This is a genomic window from Micromonospora sp. NPDC005367 (assembly GCF_040606825.1).
In the GTDB taxonomy this organism is placed as follows: domain Bacteria; phylum Actinomycetota; class Actinomycetes; order Mycobacteriales; family Micromonosporaceae; genus Micromonospora.
This window is the reverse complement of the sequence record NZ_JBEXFP010000001.1, coordinates 95,290-112,296: the sequence shown is the minus strand read 5'-3', so window position 1 is coordinate 112,296 and position 17,007 is coordinate 95,290. Positions and strand designations below refer to the sequence as shown.

Genomic DNA, 17,007 nt, shown 5'->3' with positions numbered 1-17,007 from the left:
AGGGGCCGGACCCGGCCGTCGGCCCCGCCGTCCGGATCCTGCCGGGTCCACCCCATGGCCGGGTGACGTTCACCGCCCGGCCCGAGTGGCGGACCGACCGGCCCGCGCCCGCTTGGCTAGGGTCACCGCATGCCTGAGAACTACACCGATCCGAGTGGCAACACCGAAGCCTTCCGCGCCTTCGCCCACACACCCGAGCCGGCGGCGCCGGCGGCGACCCCCAACCGGCGGCCGATGATCGTCGGCGCGGCCGTGGTCGCCGTCGTGCTGGTCGCGGTGGCCGTCTGGCTCGCGGTCTCCTGAGCGGTCAGGCCGCCTCGGCCACCCGACGGGCAGCGCGGGCGATCTCGCGCTCCTCGTCGGTGGCGACCACGCAGACCGTGACCTCGGCCCCGTCCGGTGAGATGACCCGGTCGCCCTTCCCGGCGTTCCGCGCCGGGTCGACGGCGATGCCGAGCCGGTCCAGGCCGGCCAGGGCCGACTCCCGCACCGGTGCGGCGTGCTCACCGACGCCGGCGGTGAAGGTGATCGCGTCGACCCGGCCGAGCAGCGCGTAGTACGCCCCCACGTAGCTGGTGATACGGCGGCAGTAGACGTCGAAGGCGAGGGCCGCGGCCTCGTTGCCGGCCGCCCGGCGCGCCAGCACCTCCCGCATGTCGTTGGCGCCGGCCAGCCCCAGCAGACCGCTGCGGTGGTTGAGCAGGTCGTCGATCTCGTCGACCGAGAGCCCGCCCTCGCGCCGCAGGTGGAAGATGACCGTCGGGTCGAGGTCGCCGCTGCGGGTGCCCATGACCAGGCCCTCCAGCGGTGACATGCCCATCGAGGTCGCCACGCTACGGCCACCGGCGACCGCGCAGGCGCTCGCCCCGTTACCCAGGTGCAGGGTGATCGTGTTCAGTTCGTCGTACGGGCGCTCGAGCAGTTCGGCGGTGCGCCGGGACACGTACTCGTGTGACGTGCCGTGGAAGCCGTACCGTCGTATGCCGTACCGCTTCGCGGTGTCGCGTTCGACGGCGTACGTCGCGGCGGCCTCCGGCATCGTGCGGTGGAACGCCGTGTCGAAGACCGCGACCTGCGGCACACCCGGCAGCGCCTGGCGGGCCACCTCGATGCCGGCCAGGTTCGGCGGGTTGTGCAGCGGCGCCAGCGGCACCAGGTCACGGATCGCGGCGAGCACCGCCTCGTCGATCCGCACGGGTTCGCCGAAGCGTGTGCCGCCGTGCACCACCCGGTGCCCCACGGCGGTCAGCCCGGTCAGGTCCAGACCGGCGAGGATCTGCCGGACGGCGGTCTCGTGGTCGGCGGGTCCACCGCCCGGCTCGCCGATCCGCTCGACCGTGCCGTTGTCCCGCACCTCGTCGCCGTCGTAGAGCCGGTACTTCACCGATGACGACCCGCAGTTGAGCACCAGCACCCGACTCATTCGGCCTCCTCGACCGGCGCGGCGGCCTGGATCGCGGTGATCGCCACCGTGTTGACGATGTCCGGCACGGTGGCTCCCCGGGAAAGGTCGTTGACGGGGCGGCGCAGACCCTGCATGACCGGCCCGACCGCCACCGCGCCGGCGGAGCGCTGCACCGCCTTGTACGTGTTGTTGCCGGTGTTCAGGTCGGGGAAGATGAAGACGGTCGCCCGGCCGGCGACCGGACTGCCCGGCAGCTTCGTGGCGGCCACCGCCGGATCGATGGCCGCGTCGTACTGGATGGGGCCCTCCACCAGCAGCTCCGGCCGGCGCGTGCGGACCAGTTCGGTGGCGGTGGCGACCTTCTCCACGTCCGCGCCCGCGCCCGAGCTGCCGGTCGAGTAGGACAGCATCGCCACCCGGGGCTCGATGCCGAACCGGGCCGCGGTGTCCGCCGACGAGATCGCGATGTCGGCGAGCTGAGCGGCGTCCGGGTCGCGGTTCACCGCGCAGTCGCCGTAGACCAGCACCCGGTCGGCGAGCAGCATGAAGAACACGCTCGAGGCGACCGAGACGCCGGGCACGGTCCGGATGATCTCGAAGGCGGGGCGGATGGTGGCGGCGGTGGTGTGGGTCGCCCCGGAAACCATGCCGTCGGCGAAGCCGGCCCGCACCATCAGCGTGCCGAAGTAGTTGGGCTGGGCCACGATGTCGTGCGCCAGTTCCGCGGTCACACCCCGGTGGGCGCGCAGCCGCGCGTACTCGGTGGCGAACTCGTCCCGCCATTCGCTCGCGGTCGGGTCCACGACGTGCGCGTCGCCGACGTCGACGCCGAGCTCCCGGGCACGCCGGGCGATCTCGTCCGGGCGGCCCAGCAGGGTCAGCTCGGCTACGCCTCGCCGCAGCAGGATCTCCGCCGCGCGCAGGATGCGTTCTTCGCTGCCCTCCGGCAGCACCAGGTGAGGGCGCCGGGTGCGGGCCCGGTCGATCAGCTCGTTCTCGAACATCAGCGGGGTGACCCGCTCGGACCGGCTGACCCGGAGCCGGCCGGCCAGGTCGGCGGTGTCCACATTCGCCTCGAACGCGCCGAGCGCCGCCTCGACCTTGCGTGGGTTGTCGACGCTCGGCCGCCCCTCGATCCGGCTCGACGCGGCGACCGTGTCGAAGCTGTCGGTCCGCACGGAGAGCACAGCGAGGCCGGTGTTCAGCTGCTCCACCAACCGCATCGCCCGGGGGTCCGGCCGCTCGCCGAGGGTGAGCACCAGGCCGGCCAGGGAGACCTGCCCGGCCACGTGCGCGGCGCTCGCCGCGACGAGCAGGTCGGCCCGATCACCCGGGGTGATCATCAGGGCTCCGTTGGTCAGGTGGTCGAGCAGGATCGGCACCTGCGCCGCCCCCACCACGAAGTCGAGCACGTCCCGGCTGAGCGCGGCCTCGTCACCGGCGAGCACGGTGCCATCGAGCGCCGCCGCCACCTCGGCCACCGTCGGCGCCGAGACGCTCGGCACCTCCGGGATGGCGTACGCAGGCACCGGCAACTCAGGCAGCGCCATCGGCCCGGGCACCCGGTTGGCGATCACGGCGAGCACGGTGGCGCCCAGGTCCGCGAGGTCGTGGTACGCGCCACGGGCAGCCGCCGCGATGGCGGCGGGGTCCTGGCCGAACCCGTCCACCACGGGCACCACGACGCTGCCGAACTCGGTGGCCAGCCGGGCGTTGAACGCCAGCTCGCGGGGGCGGGCCGGGTCCCCGGTGTCGTCGAAGTCGCTACCCACCACGACCATCGCCGAGCAGTGCCGCTCGACGGCCCGGTACCGCTCGACGATGAGGGAGATCAGCTCCTCGCGGCGGCCGTCCGAGACCAGGGCGGTGGCCTCGGCGTACGTCGCCCCGGCCAGATCCGCCAGAGGCCGGTCGACGCGGTAGCGCTCGCTGAGCAGAGCGAGGATCGGGTCCGGGCCGGTGCCGGCGATCAGTGGTCGGAACACGCCGATCTGGCCGACCTGGCGGGAGAGCAGCTCGGCCAGCCCGAGTGCGATGGTCGACTTCCCACCGCCGGACCCCACGCTGGTCAAGTACACGCTCTGCGCCACGACCTCACGCTACAAGATCGCGGTGTCGCTCGTCGGTTCGTGTCCCGGGTCCGCTTCGCCGGACGCATGCGCATCCGCGCTGGTCGGAGCGGAACCATCCGGCCCTACGGCGACCACCGGGCACCGGCGGCGGTCAGATCCGGGGCGGGCCGCGGAGCCGCGGCGGCGGGATCGACAAACGGGGGCGGTACGGCGGCAGAGACGTGAAGGGCCCTCGCTAGACTCGCGACCTGTGACCGACCGCCCCGCTCTCGTCCAGGCCGTGCCCCGGAATCCGATCGCGGCCGCGGCCGAGAGTTCGAAGGTGGTGCAGGGCACGCCGGGGAGTTCGACCGGGGAAGCGGTCGGACATTCCGCGTCCCCGCCCGCGGTACCGGCCCAGGCCCGGACGCCGGCCGAACCGCCCGTCTCCGACGACGCGACAGTGATCATCAAGCCCGTGGTGTCGCGGTCGGTGCGGACTCCGGTGGTCGCACCCTCGGTCTTGGACGACACGACCGTCATCATCACGCCCGCCGCCAGACGAGCCGACAGCCCGACCATGCTGATGGCCGTGGTGCCGCGGCTCCCACCCGTCTTCGTCGACCCCACCGGTCGGCGACGGTCGCGGCTGCGGCTGGTCGCGTACGCCCTCGGGGCGCTGGGGCTGGCGTACACGGCGCTGGTCGGGGCGAGCTTCGCCGGGGCGTCGGTGAGTCCCGGCTCCATCCTCCCGTTCGTCGAGTCGACGGAGCAGCCCTGGCAGCCGCCACCGATCCCGGCGATCATCCCGGACCCGGTCCCGACGAGTTCCGCTCCGACGTCCGGGGACGCCACCGTCACCTCGGACCCCACCGCGGAACCGTCCGACGGATCGCCGTCGGCCGGCGATCGGCAGCCGCTCGCCCTCGGCGCGGCACCGGGCACCGAACTCCACCATGGCTGACCGGCTCTCCGCGGTCGCGCCTCCCGCCGCCGTCCGGCGGGTCCGTCGGGTCGTGCCGTCGCCGAGCTGGGCCGTGCTGGGCGTGCTGCTCGTCGTCCTGGCCGGCGTCCTCTTCGTGGCGGCGTACGCGAACGCCGCCTTCGCGCCCGACACCGAACACACCGACCACGACCAGACCCAGGTCCCCGCCGCCGTCGTGGACGGCGGCCCGATCATCGGCGCCGCCGACGGCAAGGTTCGCTCGTACCGTCTGCCGGCCCGGACCATCGCGCTCACCTTCGACGACGGGCCCGACCCGACGTGGACCCCGGAGATCCTGCAGGTACTGGCGAAGTACGACGTCAAGGCCACCTTCTTCGTGCTCGGTTCACAGGTCGCCCGGCATCCCGCGCTGGTCCGCCAGATGTCCGCCGAGGGGCACGAACTCGGGGTGCACACCTTCACCCATCCCGACCTGGCCAACCTGCCCGGCTGGCGGCGACGGCTGGAGTACGCCCAGACCCAGCTGGCGATGGCGAGCGCCGCCGGGGTCGAGACCTCGCTGATCCGCTTCCCGTACTCCTCCTTCGCCAACGCCATCGACGACCGGGACTGGCCGTTGGTGACAGAGGCGGGGCAGCTCGGCTATCTGACGGTGCTCAACGACACCGACAGCCTGGACTGGGAGCGGCCCGGGGCGGACAAGGCGATCGGCAACGCGATCCCGCCCGGCTACTCCGGCGCGATCACCCTCTGGCACGACGCAGGCGGTGATCGCAGTCAGACGGTCGCCGCGCTGGACCGCTACATCCCGCTGATGAAGGAGCGGGGCTACCGGTTCACCACCGTGTCGGAGGGTATGAACCTGGCACTGGCTGCGGCCGGGGTCGACCAGCGGGTCGCCGGGAACTCGGCGGCCTCGCAGGCGGACCGGTGGCGCGGCAGGTTCCTCGTCTGGGCGGTGCAGGGCGCCGACGGCATGCTCGGTCTCTTCGGGTTCCTCTTCGTCGTCGTCGGTGTGCTCACCGTCGGACGTACCGTCATGCTGTTCGTGCTGGCCATCCGGCACGCCCGCCGCCGTCGCTCCCCGGACTGGGCCTGGGGATCACCGGTGACGGACCCGGTGTCGGTGATCGTCCCGGCCTACAACGAGAAGGAGGGGATCGCCGCGGCGGTCCGGTCGTTGGCCGGCGGCGACCATCCGGGCGGCATCGAGGTCATCGTGGTCGACGACGGATCGACCGACGGGACGGCCGACATCGCCGACGGCCTGGGTCTGCCGAACGTCCGGGTGGTCCGGAAGCCGAACGGCGGCAAGGCCAGCGCCTTGAACACCGGGGTCGCGCTCGCCCGGCACGAGCTGATCGTGATGGTCGACGGTGACACGATTCTCGAGCGGGACGCGGTGCGGCGGCTGGTGCAGCCGTTCGCCGACCCGCAGGTGGGCGCCGTCGCGGGGAACGTCAAGGTCGGCAACCGTAAGAGCCTGATCGCCAAGTGGCAGCACATCGAGTACGTCATCGGGTTCAACCTCGACCGCCGCCTCTACGAGACCCTGCGCTGCATGTCCACCGTCCCCGGAGCCATCGGCGCCTTCCGGCGGCAGGCGTTGCGCTACGCCGGCGGGATGAGCGACGACACGCTCGCCGAGGACACCGACATCACGATGGCGATGGGCCGGGCCGGCTGGAAGGTGGTGTACGAGGAGGACGCCCGGGCGTGGACCGAGGCGCCCGCCACCATGGGTCAGCTGTGGAAGCAGCGTTACCGGTGGAGCTACGGCACCATGCAGGCGATGTGGAAGCACCGCCGCTCGCTGTTCGACCGTGGCGCCTCCGGCCGGTACACCCGGCGTTGCCTGCTCTTCCTGAGCCTGTTCGGGGTGCTGCTGCCGCTGGTGGCGCCGGTGATCGATCTGCTGGCGCTCTACGGCCTGTTCTTCCTCGACCGGACCGAGACGGTGGTGGCCTGGCTGATCATGCTGGTGTTGCAGACGGTGACGGCGGCCGTGGCGTTCCGGCTCGACCGGGAGAAACTCGGTGTGCTCTGGGTCCTCCCGTTGCAGCAGTTCGTCTACCGGCAGCTGATGTACCTGGTGATGGTCCAGTCGGTCGTCACCGCGCTGACCGGCGGCCGGCTGGGCTGGCAGAAGCTGCGGCGTACCGGCCTGGAGCCGACCCTGACGAACGCGAACCGCTGACCGGTGCCGACCGCCCGCGGACTGCTCAGCGTGCCTTCCGGGCCAGTCCGAGCGCATACTCGGGCCACCATTCGCCGCTCTCCGGCTCACCGGGGCGGCAGTCGCTGTCCGACTCCCCGGGATACTTGATCCACAGCAGCGCGTCCACCCGATCCGGCCCCGGGTCGGCGGTCGGTTCCTCGCCGAGCGCCCGGCCTGGCGGATTGCACCAACTCGGCGCGCCGTTCACGGTGGCCGCCGGGTACGCGCCGTTGCCGTTGCGGCTGGTGTCGATGACGAAGCGGCTCTTGCCGCCCAGCTTGTCGGAGAGCTGCTGCCCGTAGCGGACGTTCTCGTCCGTGCCGACGAAGTTCGCCACGTTGAGCGCGAACCCGTCCGCTTCCGTCACGCCCGCCTTGCGCAGCGCCGCCGCGAGGGCGCCGACGTCACGTATCCAGGCGGGGTGGCCGGCGTCGAGGTAGACCCGGGCGCTGCCGGTGCTCCGCAGCACCGCCACCGCGTCCCGCAGCAGCGCGAGCCGCCCACTGACATCCCGCGGGCAGCCGTCGACGGCGTCCGGCACCGCGCCGGGTTCGAGGATCACGATGACCGGCCGGCCGTTGACGCCGGACGCCACGTCCCGGATCCAGCGTTGGTACTCCACGGCGCTCGCGGCGCCCCCGGTCTCCTCCCGTCCGCAGTTGCGATCCGGCACGTTGTGCGCGACGAGCACGGGGGTCTGCCCGGCCAGGTACGCCGCTTGGAGGAACTCGTCGACCTCGTCGTGCACCGGGTCCTCGTCGCCGGTCAGCCACTTCGCCGTCGGCCGCGTGGCGATCTCACGCAGCAGGGCGGCGTCCTCGTCCCGGCCCTGCGTCGACCGGCGTGCCGCCTCCTGCCCGGCCGGGTTGTCGGGATCGACGTAGAAGACCGGCGGCAGCGGCGGTGCGGAGACCGCGGTGCCGACCGGGGTCGTGGGCACCGGAGGCTTCGGTTCGGCGCCGCAGCCGGTCAGCAGGAGGGCGAGTGCGACGCCGACCGTCACGGCCGATTGGCGGGCGAGCAGGGGGCGGGGCGGCAACACGCGGGGTCCGTTCGTCGGGGGCGGACGGTCGTCAGTCCTCGTCCTCGTCGTCGAGGCGGGCCAGCCAGGTGGCGAAACGTTCGACGGGCGTCTCGAACTCCGGGTTCAGGTCGACGAAGTCGCGCAGGCGTTCGGCGAGCCACTCGACGGTGATCTGCTCGTCGCCCCGGCGCTCGACGAGTTCCTCGATGCCTCGGTCGGTGAAGTACATGCGTACGTCCTCTTTCTCGGCCCGGCGCGCGCCGGGCGGTCTGCTACCGACGCAGCCGGGGCAGGCCGTCCATGACGGTCCTGCCCCGGCTGGCGACGCGATCAGATCACGGGCGGGGGAGAGCCGCCTCGATCAGGGCGTTCTGCTCGACCTCGTGCATCTTGGCAGAGCCGACCGACGGAGCGGCGGCCGCGGGCCGGGAGATCCGGCGCAGCCGTACGTCCGCGAGGTGCTCGAGCAGGTTGAGCGCGACGAACGACCAGGCGCCCTGGTTGGCCGGCTCCTCCTGCACCCAGGCGAAGTCCTCGGCGTTCGGGTACTGCGCCAGCGCGGCCTGGATCTCCTCCACCGGCATCGGGTAGAGCTGCTCGATCCGGAGGATCGCGGTGTCGGTGATGCCGCGCTCCTGCCGGGCCTGGAACAGGTCGTAGTAGACCTTGCCCGAGCAGAGCAGCACCCGCTTCACCGACTCCGGCGCCGGGGCGGCCGAGTCGGCCAGCACCGGCTGGAAGGTGCCGGTGGTGAACTCCTCGACGCCGGAGACGCAGAGCTTGTGCCGCAGCAGCGACTTCGGCGTGAACACCACCAGCGGCTTGCGCTTCGGCGACAGCGCCTGGCGGCGCAGCAGGTGGAAGTAGTTCGCCGGGGTCGTCGGGATCGCGACGCGCATGTTGTCCTCGGCGCAGAGCTGCAGGAACCGCTCGGGACGACCGGAGGTGTGGTCCGGGCCCTGGCCCTCGTGACCGTGCGGCAGCAGCAGGGTCACCGCGGAGCGCTGGCCCCACTTGACCTCGCCCGAGGAGATGAACTCGTCGATCACCGACTGGGAGCCGTTGACGAAGTCGCCGAACTGGGCCTCCCAGCAGACCAGCGCGTTGATGTTCTCCACCGAGTAGCCGTACTCGAAGCCCATCGCCGCGTACTCGCTGAGCAGCGAGTCGTGCACGAAGAACCGGGAGCGCTCGCCGTCGCCGGTCAGCGACTTCAGCGGGAGGTAGTCCTCGCCGGTGCGCGCGTCCACGATCGAGGCGTGCCGCTGCACGAAGGTGCCACGGCGGGAGTCCTGCCCGGCCAGCCGGACCGTGACCCCGTCGTTCAGCAGCGAGCCGAACGCGATGATCTCGCCGAAGCCCCAGTCGATGTTGCCTTCGGCGGACATCTTGGCCCGCCGGTCGAGCAGCTGCTGGATCCGCTTGTGCGGGGTGAAGCCGTCCGGCAGGTTGACGTGCGCGTCGCCGACGGCCCGCACGACCGAAGCGTCGATCGCGGTGTCCACCTGCGGCTCCGGCTCCTCCTCGCGGCGGGGCCGGGTGAGCTGCCGCGGCATCGTGGCGGCGTCCCGGGTGGCCTTGAAGACCCGTTCGAGCTGCGCCTGGTAGTCGCGCAGCAGCTCCTCCGCGTCCTCCACGGTGATGTCGCCGCGACCGATCAGCTCCTCGGTGTAGAGCTTCCGCACCGAACGCTTCGAGTCGATGATCTTGTACATCTGCGGGTTGGTCATCGAGGGGTCGTCACCCTCGTTGTGGCCACGCCGGCGGTAGCAGACCAGGTCGATCACGACGTCCTTGTTGAACGCCTGCCGGTACTCGAAGGCCAGCCGGGCGATCCGGACCACGGCCTCGGGGTCGTCGCCGTTGACGTGGAAGATGGGCGCCTGGATCATCCGGGCCACGTCGGTGCTGTAGAGGCTGGACCGGGAGTACTCGGGCGCGGTGGTGAAGCCGACCTGGTTGTTGACCACCACGTGCACGGTGCCGCCGGTGCGGTACCCGCGCAGCTGGGACAGGTTCAGCGTCTCGGCCACCACACCCTGGCCGGCGAAGGCCGCGTCACCGTGCACCGCGAGCGGCAGCACGGTGTAGCCCTCCAGCTTCAGGTCGATCCGGTCCTGCTTGGCCCGGACGATGCCCTCCAGCACCGGGTCGACGGCCTCCAGGTGCGACGGGTTGGCCACCACCGAGACCTTGACCGAGTTCGCCCCGTCCGGGGTGGTGAACTTGCCGTTCTGGCCGAGGTGGTACTTCACGTCGCCGGAGCCCTGCGTCGAACGCGGGTCGAGGTGCCCCTCGAACTCCGAGAAGATCTTCTCGTACGGCTTGCCGACGATGTTGGCCAGCACGTTGAGCCGGCCCCGGTGCGCCATGCCGATGACGACCTCGTCCAGGCCTCCCTCGGCGGCGGACTCCAGCACCTCGCCCAGCAGCGGGATCAGGGACTCGCCGCCCTCCAGCGAGAAACGCTTCTGGCCGACGTACTTGGTCTGCAGGAAGGTCTCGAAGGCCTCGGCCGCGTTGAGCCGGTTGAGCACATGCTTCTGCTCGTCCCGGCTGGGCTTCTCGTACTTGCGCTCGATCCGTTCCTGGATCCAGCGCCGCTCCTCCGGGTCCTGGATGTGCATGTACTCGATGCCGACCCGGCGACAGTAAGAGTCACGCAGCACCCCGAGGATCTGGCGCAGCGTCATCCGCTGCTGGCCGGCGAAGCCGTTGACCGGGAAGGTGCGGTCCAGGTCCCAGAGGGTCAGCCCGTGCTGGAGGACGTCCAGGTCGGGGTGTTTGCGGATGGTGAATTCCAGCGGGTCGGTGTCGGCCATGAGGTGGCCACGCACCCGGTAGGCGTGGATCAGCTCGTGCACCCGGGCCGTCTTGTTGATCTGGCCCTCGCTGTCGACCGCGACGTCGCGCATCCAGCGCACCGGCTCGTACGGGATCCGCAGCGAGGTGAAGATCTCGTCGTAGAAGCCGTGCTCGCCGAGGACCAGCTCGTGCATGGCCTTGAGGAACTCGCCGGACTGCGCGCCCTGGATGACCCGGTGGTCGTACGTGCTGGTCAGCGTGATGACCTTGCTGACCGCCAGCTCGGCGAGGGTGGCCTCGGACATGCCCTGGTACGGCGCCGGGTACTCCATGGCGCCGACGCCGATGATCGCGCTCTGCCCCTGCATGAGTCGCGGCATCGAGTGGACGGTGCCGATGCCGCCCGGGTTGGTCAGCGAGATCGTGGTGCCGCCGTAGTCCTCCATGGTCAGCTCGTTACGGCGGGCCCGCCGGACCACGTCCTCGTACGCCTGCCAGAACTGCCGGAAGTCCATCTGCTCGCAGGACTTGATCGACGGGACCACCAGGTTGCGGCTGCCGTCGGGCCGGGTCATGTCGATCGCGATGCCCAGGTTGACGTGCGCGGGACGGACCAGCGTCGGCTTGCCGTCGACCACGGCGTAGGAGTTGTTCATCTCCGGGTGCTGGGCCAGCGCCCGGACCAACGCGTACCCGATGAGGTGGGTGAAGCTGACCTTGCCACCCCGCCCCCGGGCGAGGTGGTTGTTGATCACGATGCGGTTGTCGACCAGCAGCTTGGCCGGGACCGCGCGCACACTGGTCGCGGTCGGCACGCTGAGCGAGGCGTCCATGTTCTGGACGATCTTCGCGGCGACGCCGCGCAGCGGGGTGGTCTGCGGGCCGGTCGCCGTCGGCGCGGACGCGGCCGGCTTGGCCGCCGGCTTCGCGGCGGGGGTGGCCGCCGGCTTCGTCGGGGCCGCCGCCTTGGCGGGCGCGGCCGGGCTCGGCTTGGCCTCGGCGGACTTGGGGGCGGGCTGGGTGACCGCGGCGACCGGCTCCTGCTGCTCGGCCGGCTCCGGCGTGGTGGTCGGCGCCGGCTTCGCCTCCGGGCGCGGGGTCGCGGCACCCGGGCTCGGGCGGTAGTCGGCGAAGAAGTCGTGCCAGGCCGAGTCGACGCTCTTGGGATCGGCGAGATAGCGCTGGTACATCTCTTCGACGATCCACTCGTTCGGGCCGAAACCCGCCAGTGGGTTCTCCTGCGAAGTCTGCTGGGTCGACACGGCCGGTAATCGCCTCTTTCACGCGGGTTTGGTGTGTCACGCGACGCCCGCTAGACCCTGTTATCACGGGTCTGCTCGGGACGCTACAAGGCTACGCCGTGCAGATCCCTACGGCATTTCCGCCTCCAGCGCGTGGTCGGTTTCACAGAAGATGCTAGAAGTTCAAGAAGCGCTGCGTGTCCCATTGACGCCTGCTATGTCCCGGCGGCCAGGTGGCAGCGGGTATCCCGGCACTCGAAGGCCCCGGGTCGGGTGGCTGGTCGCCATCCGTCCCGGGGCCGTCGGAGCAGCCGGAAGACGCCGGTCAGGAGATGTCGCGCCGGCGGGTGATCAGGATGCCGGCGACGCCGCTCACGACCGCGTAGCCGGCCAGCACCAGAGCGCCGACCCACCAGGCGGGGACGAACTCCGACTGCCCTTCGCTGATCATGACCTGGGAGGCCACGGCGGGCCAGATCACCTGCCACTTCAGGACCGCCTGCGTGCCGAGCAGGTTCGACAGCAGGAGGAACAGCACGCCGACCACCTGGGTGCCGATCAGGTAGAGCACGGCGGCCGTGATCACCGCGCCGAGCTGGTTGGTGATCAGTGTGCCGATGCCCACCCCGAGGATGGTCCAGATCGCGTACGCCAGCAGGTTGAACAGCAGGGCCCGCTGCACCGCCCACTCACCGAGCTGGGTGCCGTGGTCGGTGATGGTGAGGAACGTCGCCCCGGCCACCAGGTCGATCACGGTGGTCGCCAGCCAGAAGAGGACGCCCAGCAGGCTGGCCGCGACGAGCTTGCCGACGATCACCGACGTCCGCCGCGGGGTCGCCAGGAACGTCGTGGTCGCCGTCTGGTGGAAGAACTCGTTGGTGACCATCAGGATGCCGATGAGCATCACGAACATCAGCCCGAGGTACTGGCCGGAGGTGTAGATGTTCGCCGCCTGCGCCGCCGGCGTCGACTGCTCGCCGCTCATCCCGATGGTCTCGGCGTCGCCGCCGAGCACCGTGCTCGCGAGCCACGCGTTCAGGGCGAACGCCAGGACGATCGAGACGAAGGCGCCGATGGCCAGCCACCACCAGGCGCTGGTGGTGCGGATCTTGAGGAGTTCGGCTCTGACCAGGTTCATCGGATGCCCGCCTTTCCGGCCGTCAACTCCAGGAAGACCCCTTCCAGGTCGGGCCGTTCCGTGGTGAGTTCGTGCAGCTCGACGCCGGCCCCGAGGGCGACCCGGCCGACCGTGGCCGCGTCGACACCGCCGACCAGCAGGGCGCCCTGCCCGTCGCCGTCGACCGTGGCGTGCTGACTCTTCAACGCCGCGACGAGCGCCTCGGCCTGAGGCGTGCGGACGCGGACCCGCACGCCCTGTGTCATGGATCCGATCACCTGGTCGACCGGCCCCTGGCGGACCAGTTGCCCGGCCGCGATGATCACCACGTCGTCGGCGAGCAGCTGCATCTCCGACAGCAGGTGGCTGGAGACCAGGATGGTGCGTCCCTCGTGGGCCAGGCCCTTGAGCAACCCGCGCATCCACCGGATGCCCTCCGGGTCCAGCCCGTTCGCCGGTTCGTCGAGGATCAGGACCCGGGGGTCGCCGAGCATCGCGGCGGCGATGCCGAGCCGCTGCTTCATGCCGAGCGAGTAGCCCTTGAACTTCCGGTTCGCCGCCGGGGTCAGCCCGACCAGGGCGAGCGCCTCGTCGGCGCGCTGCCTCGGCAGCCCCGCCGCCGCGCAGAGCACCCGCAGATGGTTGATCCCGGTCCGGCCCTTGTGCGCGCTGGACGCCTCCAGTACGGCGCCCACGTGCCGCAGCGGCTCGACGAGGTCGGCGTACCGCTGGCCGCCGATGGTCGCCGTGCCGCTGGTCGGAGTCACCAGGTTCAGCAGCATGCGCAGGGTGGTGGTCTTGCCCGCGCCGTTCGGGCCGAGGAAGCCGGTCACCCGACCCGACTCGACCGTGAAGGACAGGTTGTTGACCGCCCGGACGTTGCGGTACTGCTTCGTCAGGCCGGACACCACGATCTGACCACTGGTGGGGCTTCGCTGCCCGTCAGACATCGTTCTCCTCCCGTGCGGTGGCGCCGAGGTACGCCGTTGCACAGCGTGGCGGGCGCGCGCCACAAGGTCAATCAGGCGCGATCCGTACCTTCGTGTCCGCCTCAGGCAGGAGTCGGGTCATCCGCGAGGACTACGGCCCCGTCGACGGCCGGCCGGCCGGCCGATCGGATCAGGCTCGGGCCGGGCCGGCCGGCAGGGCGATCCAGGTGGCCCGGGCGCAGGCGAGCAGGTCGCCGTCCGGCCCGTACAGGCTGCTGTGTACCAGTGCCTTGCGCCCCTCGACGGCGATCGTCGCACCGGTCACCACGCACTCGTCGCCCGGCTCGGGCAGCGCGTCCACCCGGGCGGCGATCCGCCCCAGGACGTACGGCCGCCCGGGGGCGATCACCGACCAGCCACCGGGGCAGTCCAGCGCCGCCCAGACCGTCGCTCCCGTGACCCGCTCCGGGGCGCGTAACGGCGCCGCCGTCCGGCCGTCCGGCAGCCGGCCGGGAAAGATCCGCAGCCCGTCCGCCCGGTGCGGCCCGCAGACGTAGCAGCCGGGAAAGGGATGGTCGACCAGTCCGGGATACCTGGCGGCGGCGTCGACGGCGGTGGCCCGGTCCACCGGCGGCACCACCGCGTCGACGGGCGCGGTCGGGCGTACCTCGGCGACCACCAGCCCGGCCGGGTCGCGGGCCTCGCCGTCGACGAGGGTCAGGGGCGTCTCCAGCGGCGGCGGCCGGCGCAGTGTCACCTCGACCGGGCCCGGACCGGCCTCGGCGGCGAGAATCCCGGCGCTCCAGCCACCGTTGCCGGAGCCGGGCGGGCCGTTGTAGCGGGACTCGATGCGCACCGGCTGACCTCCGTGGGGCATGACCCGGTACCGCCGCCGGGTCCCGTCCGGCAGCCTCGCACGACCGGTGAGCGCGATGCACACCGGTGGCCGACCGGCGTTCACCGGATCGACACTCCTCGCCACCCGGACCGGCGACCCCGGGACACCTAGACAGATCACATGGCTGTTCTGCATGCCGCTGGAACCTCCCTGACGACCAGCGGTTACACCCTGCTGATCGCCGACGACCCGGCTCAGGTCGCGTCCGCGCAACGCCTGCGTCACGAGGTGTTCGGCACCGAACTCGGAGCCAACCTCCGTCCGGTCGCCATCGGGCTGGACGTGGACCCGTTCGACTCGTACTGCGACCACCTGATCGTCCGGTAGGAGAGCACCGGGGCGGTGGTCGGCACGTACCGGCTGGTGCGGTCGACTGCCGTCCCGGCGGCGGTTTCCGGCCGGCCATGTTCCAGGCGGCGATCGACGCCGGCGCCCCGATCGTCCCGCTGCGGATCGTCTACCGGTCCACGCGGACCGGGGCAGGCACCACGGCGGCCGCCTTCCTGGGGGAGGAGGGCCTGCTGCGCTCGGTACGCCGGGTGGTCGCGGCCCGGGGACTCGAGGTCACGGTGACGGTCGCCGCCGCGCTGCACGCCACTGGGGGACGCGGATCGCCGGCTGCTGGCCCGGGCGGCCGAGTCCGCCGTGCATCTCGTGCCGGCTGTAGCCGTCCCGGTGCGCCGGGACGGTGGCCTCGTCCCGGCCACGCCGCCGTCCGGCGGTGCGGTGGATCGGGTGAACCGGACCGGCGCCGGAGGACTCGATCTGGCGGCCTGAGGAAAACGCGACAGTCTTGTGCTGTCGCGATGTATCGCGTTACTGTTCTCTTCATCGACACGCCGCCGGCGTTGTCGTCGGAAGGGGAGGACACCATGGCCGGTTGGACGGTCGACAGCCCACAGCGGCTGAGCCTGGACGGGCCGGTGACCCGGCTGGACGTGCGCCTGTTCAGCGGGCGGCTGAACGTGGTCGCCACGGACGGGCCGGCCCGGGTCGACATCACTCGGGTGAACCGCCGGCCGATCCTGGTCGACCACCACGACGGGCGGCTCTCCGTCCGGCAGGAACGCAACTGGAGCTGGCGGGACCTGTTCCGGTGGAGCGGGCCGTTCGGGCACTGGGCCCGGGTGGACGTCTCCATCGCGGTACCGGCCGACGTCTGGGCCGACCTGCGCCTCGTCGACGGCTCGCTGGTCGTCTCCGGGCTGCGCCGGCAGACCCGCGCCGACGTCACCTCCGGGCAGATCACCCTGATGGGCCTGCGCGGCAGCACCATGGCGAAGATCGTCTCCGGGCCGGTCGAGGCGCTCGGCGTCGCCGGTGACCTCCACATGGAGACCGTCTCCGGTGAGGTGATCCTGGCCGACAGCGCGGCCGTGCAGGTGCGGGCGCAGACGGTGTCGGGGGCGATCACCTGCGATCTCGACAATCCGCGCAGCAGCGAGATCCGGCTGCACACCATCTCCGGCAGCATCACCGTCCGGGTCCGCGAGGACAGCGATCTCGCCGTACGCCTGCACACCACCTCCGGCCGGATCACCAGCGGCTTCCAGCAGGTGCGTACCGAGTCCACGATCGGCGCGGTGGCCAACAGCGAGGGAGTGCTCGGCACCGGCGACGGTAAGCTCTGGGCGTCCGCCACGTCCGGCAGCATCGCGCTGCTCGCCCGCCCGGTGGACGACGAGGAGGATGAGCTGCCGTGACGGCTGTCTTCAGTCACGGGCGGCTCCGGCTGTACCTGCTCAGGCTCCTCGACGACGGCCCGAAGCACGGCTACGAGCTGATCCGGTTGCTCGAGGACCGCTTCCTCGGCCTCTACGCACCCAGCGCCGGCACCATCTACCCCCGCCTCCAGCGGCTGGAGGCGGAAGGGCTGGTCACGCACACCGCCGCCGGTGGCCGGAAGACGTACGAGATCACCGAGGCCGGCCGGGCCGAGCTGCGGCAACGGGCCGACGAACTGGCCGCGCTGGAGTCGGACATCGCCGCCTCGGTGGAGGACCTCTCCGCGCTCGCCGGCGAGATCCGAAACGAGGTACGCGGCTCCGTCCGCGACCTCAAGCGGGAACTGCGCGAGGCCACGCGGCAGACCAGGCAGGAGCGGCGCCCCCGGTGGGAGGCACCCTCGTTCCCGCCCGGCCCGCCACCGTTCCCGCCCGGCCCGGCGCGGGGGCCGGAGCCCGCTGCGGCGGTGCTGGCCGAGTTCGACGAGCGGCTGGCCGAGTTCTCCGCCGAGGTGGGCCGGCTGGTACGCGCCCGCCGGTTCACCGACTCGCAACTGCGTACCGCGATCCGGCTGCTCGACGGCGCCCTGGACGGGCTGCGCCGGCTGCTGCGCTGACCGGCCGGTGGACGCGTCCGGGGCGCGGTACC

At 71.7% G+C, this 17,007-nt stretch carries 13 protein-coding genes and 2 pseudogenes; 7 read left to right on the top strand and 8 right to left on the bottom strand.

What is annotated here, in order from left to right:
• Positions 1–129: 129 nt before the first annotated feature.
• Entirely contained in the window at positions 130–303 is a 174-nt protein-coding gene (locus ABZS42_RS00485) for a hypothetical protein (RefSeq protein ID WP_355141011.1), read from the top strand.
• A gap of 4 nt (positions 304–307) precedes the next feature.
• On the opposite strand, the gene ABZS42_RS00480 is transcribed toward ABZS42_RS00485, so the two are convergent.
• Together ABZS42_RS00480 and pta are read right to left on the bottom strand one after the other, a co-directional pair.
• A complete protein-coding gene (locus ABZS42_RS00480) occupies positions 308–1,423 on the bottom strand; it encodes an acetate kinase (RefSeq protein WP_355141009.1) in 1,116 nt (371 codons plus the stop codon).
• Positions 1,420–3,495, bottom strand: coding sequence for a phosphate acetyltransferase (gene pta, locus ABZS42_RS00475; RefSeq protein ID WP_355141007.1), 2,076 nt, complete (start codon positions 3,493–3,495; stop codon positions 1,420–1,422). The genes ABZS42_RS00480 and pta overlap by 4 nt, the downstream gene beginning before the upstream one ends.
• 232 nt (positions 3,496–3,727) lie before the next feature.
• On the opposite strand from pta, the gene ABZS42_RS00470 reads away from it, so the two are divergent.
• Entirely contained in the window at positions 3,728–4,420 is a 693-nt protein-coding gene (locus ABZS42_RS00470) for a hypothetical protein (protein ID WP_355141005.1), read from the top strand.
• The gene (locus ABZS42_RS00465; protein ID WP_355141004.1) at positions 4,413–6,599 is read left to right on the top strand and encodes a glycosyltransferase; all 2,187 of its coding nucleotides are present in this window, start codon (positions 4,413–4,415) and stop codon (positions 6,597–6,599) included. The genes ABZS42_RS00470 and ABZS42_RS00465 overlap by 8 nt, the downstream gene beginning before the upstream one ends.
• A 25-nt stretch (positions 6,600–6,624) precedes the next feature.
• Here the strand turns inward: ABZS42_RS00465 and ABZS42_RS00460 are convergent, their stop codons facing one another.
• The 6 genes from ABZS42_RS00460 to ABZS42_RS00435 form a co-directional block, all read right to left on the bottom strand.
• Positions 6,625–7,662 (bottom strand): glycoside hydrolase family 6 protein, encoded by a 1,038-nt coding sequence (locus ABZS42_RS00460; protein ID WP_355141002.1) that lies wholly within the window; start codon positions 7,660–7,662, stop codon positions 6,625–6,627.
• A gap of 31 nt (positions 7,663–7,693) precedes the next feature.
• A complete protein-coding gene (locus ABZS42_RS00455; RefSeq protein WP_355141000.1) occupies positions 7,694–7,873 on the bottom strand; it encodes a DUF6104 family protein in 180 nt (59 codons plus the stop codon).
• 106 nt (positions 7,874–7,979) lie between these two features.
• Entirely contained in the window at positions 7,980–11,711 is a 3,732-nt protein-coding gene (locus tag ABZS42_RS00450) for a multifunctional oxoglutarate decarboxylase/oxoglutarate dehydrogenase thiamine pyrophosphate-binding subunit/dihydrolipoyllysine-residue succinyltransferase subunit (protein WP_355140998.1), read from the bottom strand.
• 304 nt (positions 11,712–12,015) lie between these two features.
• Positions 12,016–12,828, bottom strand: coding sequence for an ABC transporter permease (locus tag ABZS42_RS00445; RefSeq protein WP_355140996.1), 813 nt, complete (start codon positions 12,826–12,828; stop codon positions 12,016–12,018).
• Positions 12,825–13,757 carry an ATP-binding cassette domain-containing protein gene (locus tag ABZS42_RS00440; RefSeq protein WP_355140994.1) on the bottom strand — a complete coding sequence of 311 codons (933 nt, stop codon included), beginning with the start codon at positions 13,755–13,757 and terminating at the stop codon, positions 12,825–12,827. Before ABZS42_RS00440 ends, ABZS42_RS00445 begins: the two co-directional genes overlap by 4 nt.
• A 169-nt stretch (positions 13,758–13,926) precedes the next feature.
• Positions 13,927–14,592 carry a hypothetical protein gene (locus tag ABZS42_RS00435; RefSeq protein ID WP_355140992.1) on the bottom strand — a complete coding sequence of 222 codons (666 nt, stop codon included), beginning with the start codon at positions 14,590–14,592 and terminating at the stop codon, positions 13,927–13,929.
• A 162-nt stretch (positions 14,593–14,754) separates the two neighbouring features.
• On the opposite strand from ABZS42_RS00435, the pseudogene ABZS42_RS00430 reads away from it, so the two are divergent.
• The 4 genes and pseudogenes from ABZS42_RS00430 to ABZS42_RS00415 all read left to right on the top strand — a co-directional run.
• Positions 14,755–14,958 (top strand): annotated as a pseudogene (locus tag ABZS42_RS00430) (GNAT family N-acetyltransferase); the annotation flags it as partial.
• A gap of 50 nt (positions 14,959–15,008) precedes the next feature.
• A pseudogene (locus tag ABZS42_RS00425) lies at positions 15,009–15,411 on the top strand (1-acyl-sn-glycerol-3-phosphate acyltransferase); the annotation flags it as partial.
• A 29-nt stretch (positions 15,412–15,440) separates the two neighbouring features.
• Entirely contained in the window at positions 15,441–16,337 is an 897-nt protein-coding gene (locus ABZS42_RS00420) for a DUF4097 family beta strand repeat-containing protein (RefSeq protein WP_355140990.1), read from the top strand.
• Entirely contained in the window at positions 16,334–16,975 is a 642-nt protein-coding gene (locus tag ABZS42_RS00415; protein ID WP_355140988.1) for a PadR family transcriptional regulator, read from the top strand. The genes ABZS42_RS00420 and ABZS42_RS00415 overlap by 4 nt, the downstream gene beginning before the upstream one ends.
• Positions 16,976–17,007: the final 32 nt, after the last annotated feature.